Below are 15,092 nucleotides of genomic sequence, written 5' to 3'. Positions count from 1 at the left end.
AGCTGCCGTCCGATTCTCTTGCATTTTCTCTCCCGCGCTCTCTTTCTCGTTCGTGCTGAAATAAGGAATTTCGACAAACGGGCCCCCGCTGTCAGGCAAATATCACCATAGAGTCTTTTGACAAACATCCCTTGGGATTGGTAGTCTTGAACTCATAATACACAAGCAACGGGGACTCAGTCAAACATATGTTCCCCACCCTTGGCTTATTGTATGACAGGAGGAGCAGCCGTATGTCTCAAACTCAAATCTACTGGTACCAGAATCAATTCCTGCCGAAGGACGAAGTGCGCATCTCGCCCGAGGACCGGGGCTATTACTTCGGCGACGGCGCCTACGAGGTCATCCGCGTCTATCACGGCAAGCTGTTTGAGGCGGATGCCCATTACGACCGGCTCGTCCGGACGGCGGAGGCCATCCATATGACGCTGCCCTTGTCCAAACAAGAGCTGCTGGACGGCCTGAACGAGCTCGTCAAGCGCAATCAGGTGCAGGAAGGCACCGTCTATCTCCAATACACCCGGGGCATCGCTCCGCGCGCCCACAGCTTCCCCCAAGGGGCCGAGCCAGTCCTTATGGCTTATGCGGGCGATCTGAAGCGTCCGCTCGCCGCCATGGAGAACGGCATCCGTACCGTTACGATGGATGACATCCGCTGGCTGCGATGCGACCTTAAGACGCTGAACCTGCTCGCCAATACGATGGCGAAGCAGCATGCGCTCTCCCAGGGTGCCGACGATGTCATCCTGCACCGCCAGGGAACCGTCACCGAGTGCAGCGCCTCCAACGCCGCCATCGTCAAGAACGGCCGGATCATCACGCATCCGGCCAATCATCTCATTCTCCACGGCATTACGCGCATGGTCATGCTCCGGCTGGCCGAACGGCTCGGCATCCCGGCTGAAGAGAGACCGTTCACCCTGGACGAGCTCCAGGCAGCGGACGAGGTCTTCATCACGGGAACGACCGTGGAAGTGACTCCGGTGGTCTCCGTAGACGGCCTGCCGGTCTCCGGAGGACAGCCCGGACCGGTCACCCGGCGTCTGCAGGAAGCCTTCTCGGAAGCCATACGTTCCTGATTATTTACCACGCAGGCCCCTCTTTGCAACAGGCAATTATGGCGAAAAAGCGAAAGCCTGCGGGCGGCCAAGGGCTGCAGCCATATGCCGCACAGAAAATCCCCCGGAGTGGAAGCTCATGCTTCTCTCCGGGGGATTGTTGTTTACAGGGCCGCAGCCATCGCAGGCACATACGGCCGAAAGCAGCAGCCGCAAGCCCCTACCGGCGCAGATTCCACTCCGGGTTCCCGTACTTCTCCGCGACGAGCCGCTCCGCCAGCTCCGCCTCCCAGGGCGTCAGCTCGCCCGGCACCAGCCGGATGCCGAGGCCTTCAGCGATGCCGTGGGCGAACGCCTCCTCGACTTCGGCCGGCGTCACGTCCGGCAGGCCGGCCGCCTGCCGCAGGTCGTTGATCGCGACCGCCTTGCGCAGGAACTGGGCCTTCATCCGCTCGCCCACCCGCTCGCTGGCGAACTTCAGCAGCCCGAACAGCTGGTCCGCGTCGAGATCCAGCAGGATCGAGCCGTGCTGCAGCACGACGCCCTTCTGCCGGGTCTGCGCGCTGCCCGCAATCTTGCGTCCCTCGACTACGAGCTCGTACCAGGACGGCGAATCGAAGCAGGCCGCCGAGCCCATCGACGCGTACTGGCTCTTGTCCTCCTCGCTCTCGAGCTGCACCATGTCAGCGGCCAGCCCCAGTCGCCGGAACCCGAGCAGCAGCCCCTGGCTCAGCACCCGGTAAGCCTCCGTCACGCTGCGCGGGATGCCTTCGTACTGCTCGGAGACGATCATGCTGTACGTCAGCTCGCGGTCGTGAAGCACCGCCCGGCCGCCCGTCGCCCGTCGCACGAAGCCGATACCCTGGCGCTCCAGGGCGCCGAAATCCACTTCCGTCTGCGCCTTCTGAAAGTACCCTACCGACAGGGTCGGCGGGTTCCATCCATAGAAGCGCACGGTCGGCGGCACCCGGCCTTCGCTGTGCGCGGTCAGAATCGCTTCATCTACAGCCATATTGTAATCCGGAGCGGACAACCCGCTGCGGATCCATCTCCATTCGTTCATTCTTTCATCCTCCTGTGCTCTCAAGCCGCCCCCCGGCGGATACGCCCCAAAGGCGGATACGCCCCAAAGGGCCCTCCGGCCCCGATGGCCGGACCGCGGGCAAAGCAAAGGCTCCCTGTCCATACCGTTCAAGGAACGCCCGTCCCTCCATCATAATGGATCGCGCATTCGTTTGAAAGTTTTTCTTTGTGTACATACTAGGAATTGATAAGAGGGATGCAGTGTGCCCGAAACCTTCACCATTTTCAAAGAAAAAGGAGCGCGTGAGATGCAGCCAACCGATCGGAAGGTACACTTACGGCAGTTGAATGAGCATGTCCAGGTCCACTTTGAACGGGATTGGTTCGAGGAACTGCATGAGCGTGCCCTGCGCAACGGCCCGTGGGACGACTTCACCATGTTCAAGCTCGCGCACGAAGCGGAGCATGCGGGACTCATCCACAGCTTCGACGAGCTCCAGTGCCTGACGCACCTGCCCAACCTCGTGCCGATGGACCATCAGGTCGAGACGGCCAAGAAGGTGCTTACCGGGATGCGCGGGCGCGCGATTCTCGCGGATGAGGTCGGTCTCGGCAAAACGATCGAAGCCGGTCTGATCCTTAAGGAATACATGATCCGGGGGCTGATCCGCAAGGTGCTGATCCTCGTTCCCGCCTCCCTCGTGCTGCAGTGGGTGCGCGAGCTCAACCAGAAGTTCGGCATCCCGGCCGTCGCTCAGAAGAAGGAATACATGTGGGCCCAGAATGACATCGTCGTCGCCTCCATGGATACGGCCAAGCGCGACCCGCACCGGGAGATCGTGCTCGGGCTCGAATATGACATGCTTATCGTCGACGAGGCCCACAAGCTCAAGAACAAGAAGACGACAAGCTACCAGTTCATCAACGAGCTGCGCAAAAAATACTGTCTGCTCCTGACCGCCACGCCGGTCCAGAACGATCTCAGCGAGCTGTACAACCTGATCACCCTGCTGAAGCCGGGCCAGCTTGGCGGCAAAACGAGCTTCCAGGCCAACTTCGTCGTCGACAAGCGCATTCCGAAGAACGAAGAGCAGCTGCAGGCCGAGCTCAGCAAGGTCATGATCCGCAACCGCCGCAGCGACGGCAACGTGAACTTCACGAAGCGGATCGTGCGCAACATCCCGCTCCAGCTCTCCCCCGAGGAACAGGCGCTGTACGACGGCGTGACGAACTTCGTCAAGGGAAGGTTCGAGGAGGCCGGAGGCGATCTCAGCTCCGTGCTGTCTTTGGTGACCCTGCAGCGCGAGGTGTGCTCCTCCCGGGACGCCGTCTTCATCACCCTCGTCAATATGTTCAAAAAGACCGACGAATCCTCCCCCCTGCGGCCCCGGATCTGGGAGCTGGTGGAGCTCATCCGCTCCATCAAGGCGAACACGAAGGCGGAGAAGGTCATGGAGCTCATCCGTGAGATCAATGACAAGGTGATTATTTTTACGGAGTACCGCGCTTCCCAAGAGTACCTGCTGCAGTATCTCAAGGACCACAAGATCTCTGCCGTGCCCTACCGGGGCGGCATGAACCGGGGCAAGAAGGACTGGATGATGGACCTGTTCCGCAACCGGGCCCAGGTGCTGATCGCGACGGAGGCCGGCGGCGAGGGGATCAACCTGCAGTTCTGCCACAACATGATCAACTTCGACCTCCCGTGGAACCCCATGCGGGTCGAGCAGCGGATCGGTCGTGTACACCGGCTCGGGCAGAAGGAGGACGTGAAGATCTACAACCTGTCCACGACCGGCACGATCGAGGAGCACATCCTGTCGCTGCTGCATGAGAAAATCAACATGTTCGAGCTCGTGATCGGCGAGCTGGATACGATCCTGGAGCGCTTCGAGAAAAAGACGTCGCTGGAGTCCCATCTCGCGAAGCTCATTCTCGCCTCCCGCAGCCAGGATGAGATCCGCCGCCAGCTCGACGACCTGGGCCACACGTTCACCCAGGTGCGCTCCGAGGTGCAGCAGGAAGCCGAGGGCGGCTCCCGTCTGCACTCGATGCTGAACGCCGTCGGCCAGACGGTGGCGGACGGCGGCCTGGAGGAGGTGCAGCCATGATGAATGCCGAGCAGATCCGCAGCTTCGTTATGCGCTACCTCGAGGCTGAGCAGTGCGAGATTCAGGAGAAGCATCCGGCCTATGTGACGGTGAAGCTCTCGCCTTCCGCCGACCGGGACCTGAACCACCGGCCGTATTACTGGAGCTTCGTGGAGCGCACCGGCGTGACGCCGGAGACGATGACCTGCACGTTCGTCTTCGATCCGGAGACGTACCGTGAGCTGAACCCGCCTCCGCAGGGGGGGCCGGTGGCGCCCGGCCCGATGGCGGCCCCTCCCGGCATGGCCGGCGCGGGCGCAGGGCCGGTGGCTGCACCGCCTTCCGCTGCGGCTCCGGCAGCGGGGGCGGCAGGTGCGCCTGACGCCCTCGGACCCGGGCAGGCGCCCGCGGGACCCGCACCCGCAGGCGGACCGCAGCCGCCAGGCAGCCCCCCGCCGCAGGGCGACAGCATCCTAGGCCGGTACTTCGGCTTCGTGCCGACGTCTTTCGTCGCCCGGGTTCCGCGCGATGAGATGACCTACGGCTCCCGCCGGCTCGAGCAGATCTTCGGGGCCGTGCGGGGTAAGGGCCGCTTCGTGCGCCTCTTCGAGCATTATGTGCCCGATCAGCCGAAGATGACCTCTACCGTGCCGTACGAGAGCTGGCTTGCCGTCAACTACAAGGTGGAGCTTGCCTGCGACATGAAGCGCAGCGAGATTCACTCGATCGGCATCCAGCTCCAGACCGGTCAGCTGCGGGAGGGCTTCCATGAGTGGATCTCCGGGCGCCGGATGACCCCCCGTCTCCCCGCTCACGTCTATGTAACGCCCGACAAGATCACACTTCCGCGGGCGGTGCTCTTCCTCGAGCAGTATCTCGAGGAGAAGCTGGCCGCGTACGATCACGGATGGGCCCGTGAAGCGCAGCTGCGGCTCAGGGAGGAGCTCGAGCGGATCCGGGGCTATTACGATTCGCTGCTGCAGGCCGCCGAGCCCGATAAGCGCGCCGAGATCGAAGCGCAGTACACGAACCGGATCAACGAAATCGAGTGGCAGTATCACCCGCGGGTGCATGTATCCGCCATCAACTGCGGTTTATTCCATGTGCCTGCCGCGAACCGGGCGTCCTTCTGACGAAGCGCCGCGAAGGCTAGCGGTTCTTCGGGAAAAGTTTTTTTGTAACGCTTACAGGTTCTAACAAACTTTTCGCCGCATACGCTGTATAGTAAAGACATATTCGAAGCAGACAGCGCATAGAGCCGATAGCCGCCCACTTCCCAGCAAAGATGGTGAAAATCTTGAAGAAACTCACGCTCGCTCTAGCCGCGCTGCTCCTCGCCGGCGGCCTCCAGGCCGCAGGACCGCTCGAATACGCTCCCGCGCTTGCCGTGGAGCAGCCGCCCCGTGAGACGGGGCAGACCAGCGAAACTGCCGCCCCGGCGCAGAAGCACCAGACCGCCGGCTCCCTTGAGGAAGCCGTGCAGGCGCTCATCCGGGAGCTCTCCGCTCAGGAAGGCTTTGAGTCTTGGGCCAAGGCCGAATGGACGAGCTACCCGCTCGGACCCGGCACTCATGGCTGGGTCGTGCTCCTGAAGACGGACGGCGTCGAAGCCGGCTATCTCGTCATTCAGGATGCCGGAGCCGGCCGGTACCTCCTCTCGGAATACGGCCGAGGCGAGTACCCTTTATTCAGCTTACAGACGCTGCATCATTCTCTGGTGCGGCTTGACCTTATCCCATCCGATACTCATGCCGAGCGCCTGTATTACAATCCGCTGGAAGCCTTATGGCAGATTACCGCCCCGGGCGGTCCCGTTAGGTATCTTGATGCCAAGACGGGCGAAGAACTTCCCTTGCATCCCGGTGAGGTTCCGCATAAGGAACTCCCGGCCGGAGAAGGCATCTCTTATCAAACCGGGAGCCCGGCTCCCAAGCCCGAACACCTGATCGGCGGTTCCCCCTTCGATGCCTATGAACGGCTTCCCTGGGTGACCTCGCCTCCCGCTTCTCCCCCCTCGCCCGCTCAGCTCGGCGAGTGGCTGAAGCAGGGCAGCAGACCGATCTATGCCGCCGAGGTATACGGCGGCCGCCATCTGATCCCGCTGGCCGTAACCGGACTTGCGGTCTGGTCAGGCGGCACCGCCTATGTCAGAGCCCTGCAGGATGATGACCGTTATCTTCCTCTCGGCGCCCTGCACCATCTGGGCGGGTTCTACCCCTAACTTTGGTTTCTCTCCTCTCCCTATATAGAAAGCTTCCAGCCACCCCGCTCCGGTAACTCGGCAGCGGACGGCAAGAAGCTTTCCTTTTTTTATGTCCAGGGGTTCCCTCTTCCCTTCCTTCTTCATGGAACGACAGAGCCGTACACCCATTCGATCCAGTAAGCGAGCAGGAACAGCGTGAAGAGCATCGCCGGCGGGATGGTGGCGAACGTTACCTTCACATACTCCTTCCATGGCAGGTTCACCTTATGCTCCTTCAGGATGCCGAGCCAGATCAGCGAGGCCAGCGTCCCGATCGGCAGCAGCAGCGCCCCGAGGTCACTTCCGATCACCGCGGCGAGGTAAGCCGTTTTGAGTATCAGCGGGTCCAGTTCCATGCCCGTCAGCGTCATCGTTCCGATCATGAGGGCGGGATGGTTGTTGAACATCAGAGACATCAGCGTCGTCAGGCCGCCCATCACGAAGCTTGCCGAGAGCAGACTGTCCTGAACCCAGGGCTCGAACGTGGTGACGAGCAGCTGCGTCAGGCCGATATTATTCAGGCCGTAGATGATGACATACATGCCGAAGGCAAAGACGAAGATATGCCATGGCGTCTTTCTCAGCATATCCTTGGGCGGAATCTTGAGCGCCCACCAGCGCCACAGGAGCAGCAGCACCGAGCCGAGCACCGCGACCAGATCGATGGGGATGGCAAGGTAGGAGGCCAGAAACAGCGAGCAGCGGACGAGGAACACGAACAGCAGAATCCGCTGCATGAAGCGGTCGCGGTCCCGCAGCGCGGTGACGTCGGCCGGATGCTGCAGGGGATGGTGCCCCGGCCCATGGAAGTAAGGCGCCCGGTGCGGCAGCTTCACCGGCAGACGCTCCCGGTAGTAGAGGAACAGCAGCGCGACGAGGAAGAGCAGCCCGAGCATCGACGGGACGAACATCATGAGCGTGTGCATATAGAGGTCCATGCCGACAATCTTCAGCGCAATCAGATTCACGATATTGCTTACGCCGATCGGTGCGCTTGAGGCCGTGGCGATCAGCGCCCCGGAAAGCAGGTAAGGAATCTTATGGTGGTTCTTTAGACCGAGCCTCTTCAGCAGAATCAGGAGGATCGGCGTCGTGATAAGGATGCTTCCGTCATTGTTGAAGAACAGCGTCATCAAAAAGCAGATCAGGTTGACGTACCAGAACAGCCGGATGCCCGAGCCCCGGGCCCGCGCGGCCAGTCCTTCGGCCGCCCATTGGAAGAAGCCGAAGCTCTCCAGCACGATGGCCATGACGATCGTTGCCATTATGGTGATGGCGGCACCGCTGATCGTCGTGCCGATTTGGCCGAGGTCCGCCAGCGTAACGCTGCCGCTGAACAGGACAAGCACCGCTCCGAAGACCGCGGGGACCGCTTCGTTCAATCCCCGCGGGCGGAGGAGGATCAGCAGCATCGTCATGAGAAAAGAGAACACCGTCAAACTGATCATGGCCGGTTCCGTCATCATTCATGAACTCCCCTTCCCATGTAGTTGCATGCGGTGATCTGTCATTCTCTGGCCAGCGCAGGAGGCAATTCGGACAGATGGGCTTCGGGCAGTGCGGCGGCATAAGCTACAGGTTCAGCTTCCACCGCTCCTTGCGGGTGCGGCGGCTTCAGCACGAAGTACAGCGAGCAGCCCGCCGCCATGACGATCAGAAGGGTAATCACAGGTCATTCCTCCTTTCGCAGCCGGACACTGTTATATGAATCTCCGTGACGGATTCATAGGAAGGCCATCTGCCGTTGATATAAATCCATACTGCATGATACGTTGCCCGCCGGAAGGATGTTCTGAGCGAAAAGCCTGTCTTTCCCTTAAATCCGCTGGTGCGGCAGGGATCCGTTCGGAGGCCGGAAACAAAAACAAGCTTCAGCCGGAAATCCGGCTAAAGCTTGTTTCTCTCTCTTGCCTCTCGCAATCTTTCGAAACGGCGGCGCAGCGGTTCGAGCCACATGCTCAGAGCGAGCGGCAGCATGCCGAACCACCGGTACTGCCACTGCTCGCGGGCCTCCCGCTTTCCTGCCCTCTTCAGCTTCCGCTCCTCCTTCGGCGTCTCGAAATATTTGATGACCTGTACGGTCAAATATTTGACAAGCTCGTCTCCCTTGGCCATGCCCTCCCGCCCTTTCTCTGCTCTTAGCCTCAGTATCGCCCGGACCCGGTTGTGACAAACCCAACACTTCCTTATAATGGAAGTGAGCGTAAAATCGCGGTCCGGTTGGTAGCCCGGATGCACGGAAGGCGGAACGGGAGCGGAGCAGCGGCAAGATAATTCATACGGCCGGCTCCGCCGCTTCCCCGCCGTGTCATATCCTTCCCCCTCGGGATGTCCATCGCTCGTAAGATCAGAGGGAGGGACATGTCATGAAGCTGACGGTGTACTTTGAAGGCGAGTTCTGGGTCGGTGTGGTGGAGGACGAATCCGGCGGGTTGTACAAAGCCTGCCGGCATGTCTTCGGCTCCGAGCCCCATGATGCGGAGGTGCTGGAGTTCGTGCAGAGGGAGATGATGCCCCTGCTCGGGCGGACGCAGACCGGCATCGACCTCGGCTCGGCCCTGCCGGACCGCGGCCGCGTAAGCCCCAAACGGCTGGCGCGCGAAGCGGCCCGGGAGATGCAGCGCACCGGCGTGCGCAGCCTGGCCCAGGAGGCACTGGCCCGGGACCTCGAGCACCGCAGGAAGACGCGCCGGATCGTAACGAAGGCGCAGAAGGAAGCGGAGCAGGCCCGCCGGCGCGAGATCGCCGTCCGCAAGGCCAAAGCCAGGCACCGCGGCCGGTAGCCGCCCTGCGGCAGGAGCCCGGCAGGCCTCGGCTTTGACGATGCCTTGCAGGCCCTTCGGCTCATGAGCGGCATCCGGAGGATGGGAAGTGCAGGCAGGTCGGAGCGCCTGCCTTTCCCCGCTTTCGGGCGGCCTGCCCTGCAGCCTGGAGTGAAGCTTTCTGCCATGCTTCGTCAGCCTGCCTTGAGCCTGATGGAAGACGCTCCCCTTCGGCTGCGACAAAACCCCGCTGAATCCTCAGACTGCAGTCTGGGTTCAGCGGGGTTTTATAGTTACAGCGACTACGCTTGGTGCTTACACTTCTTCCGGCGCTTCCAGGCCGATCAGCGCAAGACCGTTGCGGATCGTCGTCCGGAAGCAGTCGGTCAGTGCCAGGCGGGCAATCCGCACTTCCGCCTCGTCTGCCGTGACGATTTTGCACTGGTGGTAGAAGTGGTTGAAGCTCTGGGCCAGATCGATCAGGTAGCGGGAGACGATAGACGGCTCCAGCTTGTGCATCGCCTGCTCCACACGCTCCTTGAACAGGTACAGCTGGCGCAGCACGGCCTGGGCCTCCGGATTCGTCAGGTGCTCCGGATTCAGCGACGCAGCCGCTGTCACTTCGGCCGGATCGGCCTTGCCAAGCACACGGCAGGCACGTGCGTGCGCATACTGCACATAAGGGCCGGACTCGCCTTCGAAGTTCAGCGCATCGTCCCACGAGAAGACGATATCCTTGATCCGGTTGTTGCTGAGGTCGTTGAAGATAATGGCCCCCACACCGATCTGACGGGCCACTTCATCCTTGTTCTCCATCGACGGATTCTTCTCTTCGATGATGCTCCGCGTCTTCTCGATGGCCTTCGTCAGGAGGTCCTCAAGGTTGATGACGTTGCCTTTGCGCGTGGACAGCTTCGCGTTCTCCAGCGATACCTTGCCGAACGGCACGTGCTGCAGCTGCTTCGCCCACTCGTAGCCCATGAGCTCCACAACCTTGAACCACTGGTTGAAGTGCAGGCTCTGTCCGGCGTCCGTTACGATGATCGCTTTGTCGAAGTCGTATGTATTCTTCCGGTAGATTGCAGCAGTCACGTCACGGGTATGGTAGAGCGTGCCTCCGTCCTTCTTGATCATGAGGGCCGGCGGCATATTGTAATCATCCAGACGCACGAGCAGAGCTCCCTGGTCTTCCTCGAGCAGGTTCTTGGCCTTGAGCTCTTCGACCACGGCGGCCATCTTGTCGTTGTAGAAGCTCTCGCCGGCATAGGAGTCGAAGGTGACCCCGAGCAGGTCGTACATCTTGTGGAACTCCTTCAGCGAGATGTCCACGAACCAGCGCCACAGCTCCGTCGCCTCCGCATCGCCCTGCTCCAGCTTCACGAACCAGGCGCGAGCTTCGTCGTCCAGCGCCGGGTTTTTGTCCGCTTCGTCATGGAACTTGACATAGATGCGCTGCAGCTCCGCAATCCCGTCGGCTTCGACGGCATCCTTGTCGCCCCACAGCTTGTAGGCGACGATCAGCTTGCCGAACTGGGTTCCCCAATCGCCGAGGTGGTTGATTCCCACGCTGTTGTAGCCGAGGAATTCGAAAATCTTGTAGAGTGCGTTCCCGATCACCGTGGAACGGAGATGCCCGATATGGAACGTCTTCGCGATATTCGGCGACGAGAAGTCAATGACGATATTGCGGCCCTGCCCGATGTTCTGGGAGCCGTAGCGATCTCCCTTCTCCCGCACTTCACCCACCACCTGGGCGGCGAACTTCGCAGGATTCAGGTATACGTTGAAATAGCCCGCGACGGCATCCACCCGTTCGACGGACTCGTCACCGGTCCAGCCTGCTTTGAGCTCTTCGGCGATCGCCTGCGGAGCCTTGCGCAGCTGCTTGGCCAGCTTGAAGCACGGCAGCGACAGGTCGCCCATCTGCGGGTTCGGCGGGTATTCGATCAGGTCTGCGAGCGTCTCCCGGTCCAGTCCTTCGAACTTCCCGGCGAGTTGCTGCGCGAGCCATTGTTTGTAATTCATAATAGGATAAACCCCTTTCGTCGTACGAAGAGGCGGGAAGCAGAGACCACCGTCACGGAGGATTCCGAAAACCGCCGGCTAGATCACGGCCGGACAGCCCCGGCGGACTCCTCCAATTACAACAAAGCACCCCGCCTGGGGGTGCCTGTTTGCGGTGCTTCTTGACTTTCCAGCCTTTGCATACCTTCCATTATATCGGGAGGCCAAAACCGAGTCAAGCTTGGACACCCCCTTACGGCAGGCCCCCGAAGCCTAGTCGAAGCCGTCCTTAGAGCATCTTCTGGAGCAGGATCACATCGAGCATCCGCCCGAATTTGAAGCCCACCTGGCGCATGGTGCCTACGGTCTCGAATCCGTATACGTGGTGGATATGGATCGAGCTGTCGTTGCCCTCCACGATCCGGGAGAGCACTGTATGCAGGCCCGCTTCGCGGCCGGCAGCCAGCACGGCTTCGAGCAGCTTTTTGCCGGTCCCCTGCCCCCGGTGTCCCGCATGTATGTATAAGGAAAGCTCCGAAGTCCGCGCATACGCAAGCCGGTCGGAATATTGGTTGAGCGAGGCCCAGCCTACTACCGTACCGTCCCGCTCCGCAACGATCACCGGATAAGCGTCGCCGTGCTGCTTGAACCAGGCCTCCTGCTGCTCCAGCGTACGGGGGACGGTATCGAAGGTGGCCACGGTATTCAGCACAGCCTCGTTATAAATATCGACAATAGCGGGAAGATCGCCCGCCTGGGCTTTTCTGATGATCATGTGAACATGCCTTCCTCTCTGCACCTACAGGTTCTACTGCCGCATACTATAGCAGGGTTTGGAGAGGATGACAACGGTCAATTTCCTTCATAGCCCAGGTATATTTTACCCGTAGAGGGCACCGTCGATGGGAGCCTCTCCGCCCGACCACAGCCTGCGGCTGGTCCACTCCGCCTCGCCCGTCCAGAACGGATCGTCCGCAGGCAGACCGAGCGGGAGGAACACGGCCGTACAGAGATAGAGACTGCCTGTGGAGATGTAGCCTTCGCCGAGGTTCTTCTGGTGCCCGCAGAAGCCGATGGTCAGCCAGCCGTCCGCATCGAACGTGCCGGGCGCCTCGAGCATCCGCCGCATCACGGCCGTGAGGGCGCAGCGCACCGCGGCGGGCTCCAGGCTCTCCGGCAGCTCGCGGCGGAGAGCCATCTGCGCGAGCAGCTGAAACGCGCCGAAGCGGTAGGCCAGCGACCGCCCGATGGGCGGGAAGGTGCCCTCCGGCGAGATCAGCCGCTCAAGCACCGCCGCGTGGCGCCCCGCCCGTCGAAGCACGGGCTCCCGCATCGCCTCCCATTCGGGGTAGCGGCGGCCGGCCTGCTCCACGATGTCGATCAGCATCGGCTGGATGACGAACGAGTTATAATAGTCCCAGTGGAATTCGGGACCGTCCCCGTACATCCCGTCGCCGAGGTACCACTGCTCATGCTGGCGGAGGGCGTAATCGATCCGCATGGGATCTCCGCCTTCGCCCGCCCGGTCCAGGAACGCTTCGATCATGCCGCTGAAGAGCAGCCAGTTCGAGAACCACGGCCGGATCGTCCGCGCCGCCTTCAGCGCTCCGATCACCTGGCGTTTCACGCGCTCGTCCAGCCGCTCCCACAGCTCTCCGGGCGCCCGCATCAGCGCATGGGCGAGGAACGCCGCATCCACCAGCGGCTGCGTGCCTTCGCTGAAGTTCATGTAATCGGGCGACGCCGGGTCGGTCGCCGCATCGACCGCTTCGCGGGCGAGCCCGGCGAACGTCTCGCGCAGCCGGCCCTCCTCCCCTTCGCGGCCGCCCGATTCGAGCCAGGGGGCGATGCCGGCCAGCGTCCGGCCCAGCGCCTCCAGGTGCGAGCACTGCGCCCGGTCCTCGGAGTGCGCCTCCACGGGCATCAGCTCCTTCAAGCGGCGCCCGGCCAGGGCGTTCAGTACGGGCCCGGCGATCCGGGATAACGATTCGATCCAATAGGTACGGTGCTCGTGCATGGGGCAGTCTCCTTTGATCATCATTATTTAAACGTTTAAATAAAGTCTATACCTATTATATCAAAAGGACGCCGGCACCGCACCGGATTTAGTGACAAAGTTATCAAGAAGCTTGTATGAGCGTATTGGACTTGTGTTCCTTTCCTGCGGCAGGTTCTTCAGCTAGATTACCCCCTCCCTGCTGCCGGCTTCATCACCAGCGGCAAGCGGGGCGCTTCTTAGGCACGCTCAGCCAAGCCTGGGCCTGCTGCACTGCAGCACAAAACAAACAAGGGCCCGATCCTTCCGGATCAGACCCTTGTTCCTTGTTCGCGATGCGGTCGAGAGGACTCGAACCTCCACGGCTGTTACACCACTAGAACCTGAATCTAGCGCGTCTGCCAATTCCGCCACGACCGCGTATGTCGTGCTGCACTGCTTATTCCCAATACATCGGATAAATAAGCAATGCGGTCAAGAGGACTCGAACCTCCACGGCTGTTACACCACTAGAACCTGAATCTAGCGCGTCTGCCAATTCCGCCATGACCGCACAATGGATGTCTACGTAAGGAGACAAGAAGTATCATACCACCTTGTCCGTTCACAAGTCAAATCTTTTTATTGGAAGCCCATTTATGATACAATTCGTATACAAAATGAAGTCGGTCCGTACAATGATACGTTTCGTATCTTACATGAATCATATGGTTCCGGTTTACGTCTTGAGGAGTAGGTGCACAGCATGCGAAAGTGGGTCAAATACGTAATCGTCGGCATCATTGTGGCGGGCGGAGCCGCCGGATGGGTCTACAGGGAACTTCTGCCCTCCCGGCATTTCGAAGAGAAGGAGCATCCGGTGGTGGCCGTCCCTGCCGCCGATCTTCCGGCATCGGCCGAAGTCTCGGCGGCCGCCGGGCAGCCGGAGGCTGCCGCGGAGAAGCCGGAGACCGGCACCCAGGAGAAGGCGGACCCGGGCGCCTTCAATGTTCTGGTTCTGGGTCTGGATACGCTCGGCCGGCAGTCTTCCCGGTCGGACGTGATTATGCTGAGCCGCGTGAAGCCGCAGGAGCGCAAGGTCAACCTCGTCTCGATCCCGCGGGACACCCGGGTTCCTCTCCCCGGCATCGGCCTGACGAAAGTCAATCACGCGCATTTCATGGCGGAACTGAAGGGGGGCGGGGAAGCCGGTACGGAGGCTTCCATTCAGGCCGTAAGCAACCTGCTGCAGGTGCCCGTCCATTATTATGTCAAAATGAATTTCAAGGGCTTCGTCGACTTCATCGATGAAATCGGCGGAGTCGATATCGATATCCCGGCCGACGTCTTCCTGACGGCCATCCAGCAGAACCTCCCCGCCGGCCGGCAGCACCTGGACGGGTGGAAGGCGCTGGCTTTTGTGCGGGAGCGCTACTCGCTCGACAACGGGGACTTCGGGCGTCAGGCCGACCAGTCGGCCCTGATCCGGGCGGTCGTCCACAAGCTCTTGTCCCCCGAACGGCTGCCCGAGCTGCCGGGACTCATCCAGAAGATCAAGAAGGATGTCATCGATACGAACCTCACCGACAGCGACATCCTCTCCCTGACGCTGATGTACAAGGATTTGATGCCGGAGGATATGGTCTACGTACAGCTCCCGGGAGCCGCGCTCACGGCACAGGATCCGCTGGTGGGCCAGCCGCTGTGGTACTGGGAGCCGGACCTGCCGGCGGTCCGCAGCATCGGCAGCCAGTATTTACGCTGATACGGCAGTTCAGCTCGCAAGCGTCCGAACGGAACGCGGCGTGGGTTTCCAGCTCCCACCCGTCCTTCGCAGTACCCCTTCCCATCCTAACGATACAAACGATAAAAAGCCGTTTCCGCCAGGGAGGCCACTGAAAAAGTCCGTCTAAAAAAAGCACAGCCCTTCAAGAAAAT

Annotated in this window: 13 protein-coding genes and 2 tRNA genes; 6 read left to right on the top strand and 9 right to left on the bottom strand. The window is 61.1% G+C overall.

What is annotated here, in order from left to right; genetic code table 11:
- Window positions 1-233 precede the first annotated feature (233 nt).
- Complete coding sequence (dat, locus tag PM3016_RS10000; RefSeq protein ID WP_014369340.1) at window positions 234-1,079, top strand: D-amino-acid transaminase; 846 nt, start codon at window positions 234-236, stop codon at window positions 1,077-1,079.
- A gap of 199 nt (window positions 1,080-1,278) precedes the next feature.
- Here dat and PM3016_RS09995 read toward each other — a convergent pair whose 3' ends face one another.
- Window positions 1,279-2,121: a lipoate--protein ligase family protein gene (locus PM3016_RS09995; RefSeq protein WP_013915408.1), complete on the bottom strand. Its 843-nt coding sequence runs from the start codon at window positions 2,119-2,121 to the stop codon at window positions 1,279-1,281.
- Window positions 2,122-2,389: 268 nt separating this feature from the next.
- Between PM3016_RS09995 and PM3016_RS09990 the strand changes: the two genes are divergently transcribed.
- From PM3016_RS09990 to PM3016_RS09980, 3 genes are all read left to right on the top strand, one after another.
- Entirely contained in the window at window positions 2,390-4,192 is a 1,803-nt protein-coding gene (locus tag PM3016_RS09990) for a DEAD/DEAH box helicase (RefSeq protein WP_014369339.1), read from the top strand.
- The gene (locus tag PM3016_RS09985; protein ID WP_014369338.1) at window positions 4,189-5,304 is read left to right on the top strand and encodes a YqhG family protein; all 1,116 of its coding nucleotides are present in this window, start codon (window positions 4,189-4,191) and stop codon (window positions 5,302-5,304) included. The genes PM3016_RS09990 and PM3016_RS09985 overlap by 4 nt, the downstream gene beginning before the upstream one ends.
- Before the next feature lie 155 nt (window positions 5,305-5,459).
- On the top strand, window positions 5,460-6,392 hold the full coding sequence (locus PM3016_RS09980) for a hypothetical protein (RefSeq protein ID WP_238540590.1): 933 nt from the start codon (window positions 5,460-5,462) through the stop codon (window positions 6,390-6,392).
- Between the two features lie 122 nt (window positions 6,393-6,514).
- Here the strand turns inward: PM3016_RS09980 and PM3016_RS09975 are convergent, their stop codons facing one another.
- The 3 genes from PM3016_RS09975 to PM3016_RS09970 form a co-directional block, all read right to left on the bottom strand.
- Window positions 6,515-7,879 carry an arsenic transporter gene (locus PM3016_RS09975; protein WP_014369335.1) on the bottom strand — a complete coding sequence of 455 codons (1,365 nt, stop codon included), beginning with the start codon at window positions 7,877-7,879 and terminating at the stop codon, window positions 6,515-6,517.
- 41 nt (window positions 7,880-7,920) lie between these two features.
- The gene (locus tag PM3016_RS38550) at window positions 7,921-8,082 is read right to left on the bottom strand and encodes a hypothetical protein (RefSeq protein WP_013915403.1); all 162 of its coding nucleotides are present in this window, start codon (window positions 8,080-8,082) and stop codon (window positions 7,921-7,923) included.
- 218 nt (window positions 8,083-8,300) lie between these two features.
- Window positions 8,301-8,528: a YqzE family protein gene (locus PM3016_RS09970; protein ID WP_013915402.1), complete on the bottom strand. Its 228-nt coding sequence runs from the start codon at window positions 8,526-8,528 to the stop codon at window positions 8,301-8,303.
- A 251-nt stretch (window positions 8,529-8,779) separates the two neighbouring features.
- Between PM3016_RS09970 and PM3016_RS09965 the strand changes: the two genes are divergently transcribed.
- Window positions 8,780-9,196: a YjdF family protein gene (locus PM3016_RS09965; protein WP_013915400.1), complete on the top strand. Its 417-nt coding sequence runs from the start codon at window positions 8,780-8,782 to the stop codon at window positions 9,194-9,196.
- Window positions 9,197-9,490: 294 nt separating this feature from the next.
- On the opposite strand, the gene argS is transcribed toward PM3016_RS09965, so the two are convergent.
- The 5 genes from argS to PM3016_RS09940 all read right to left on the bottom strand — a co-directional run bounded on the left by argS (window position 9,491) and on the right by PM3016_RS09940 (window position 13,728).
- Window positions 9,491-11,200 carry an arginine--tRNA ligase gene (argS, locus tag PM3016_RS09960; RefSeq protein ID WP_013915399.1) on the bottom strand — a complete coding sequence of 570 codons (1,710 nt, stop codon included), beginning with the start codon at window positions 11,198-11,200 and terminating at the stop codon, window positions 9,491-9,493.
- Between the two features lie 268 nt (window positions 11,201-11,468).
- Complete coding sequence (locus PM3016_RS09955; protein ID WP_014369334.1) at window positions 11,469-11,954, bottom strand: GNAT family N-acetyltransferase; 486 nt, start codon at window positions 11,952-11,954, stop codon at window positions 11,469-11,471.
- Between the two features lie 105 nt (window positions 11,955-12,059).
- On the bottom strand, window positions 12,060-13,196 hold the full coding sequence (locus PM3016_RS09950) for a DUF2264 domain-containing protein (protein WP_014369333.1): 1,137 nt from the start codon (window positions 13,194-13,196) through the stop codon (window positions 12,060-12,062).
- 315 nt (window positions 13,197-13,511) lie between these two features.
- Window positions 13,512-13,595, bottom strand: a tRNA-Leu gene (locus PM3016_RS09945).
- A gap of 49 nt (window positions 13,596-13,644) precedes the next feature.
- Window positions 13,645-13,728 (bottom strand) — tRNA-Leu (locus tag PM3016_RS09940).
- Window positions 13,729-13,920: 192 nt separating this feature from the next.
- Here PM3016_RS09940 and PM3016_RS09935 point away from each other — a divergent pair.
- Window positions 13,921-14,919, top strand: a complete 999-nt coding sequence (locus tag PM3016_RS09935; RefSeq protein WP_014369332.1) for an LCP family protein — start codon at window positions 13,921-13,923, stop codon at window positions 14,917-14,919.
- Window positions 14,920-15,092: the final 173 nt, after the last annotated feature.

This window comes from Paenibacillus mucilaginosus 3016 (assembly GCF_000250655.1).
Lineage (GTDB): Bacteria > Bacillota > Bacilli > Paenibacillales > NBRC-103111 > Paenibacillus_G > Paenibacillus_G mucilaginosus.
Note: the sequence above shows the minus strand (reverse complement) of the source record. Positions and strands in the feature narration are given on the sequence as shown.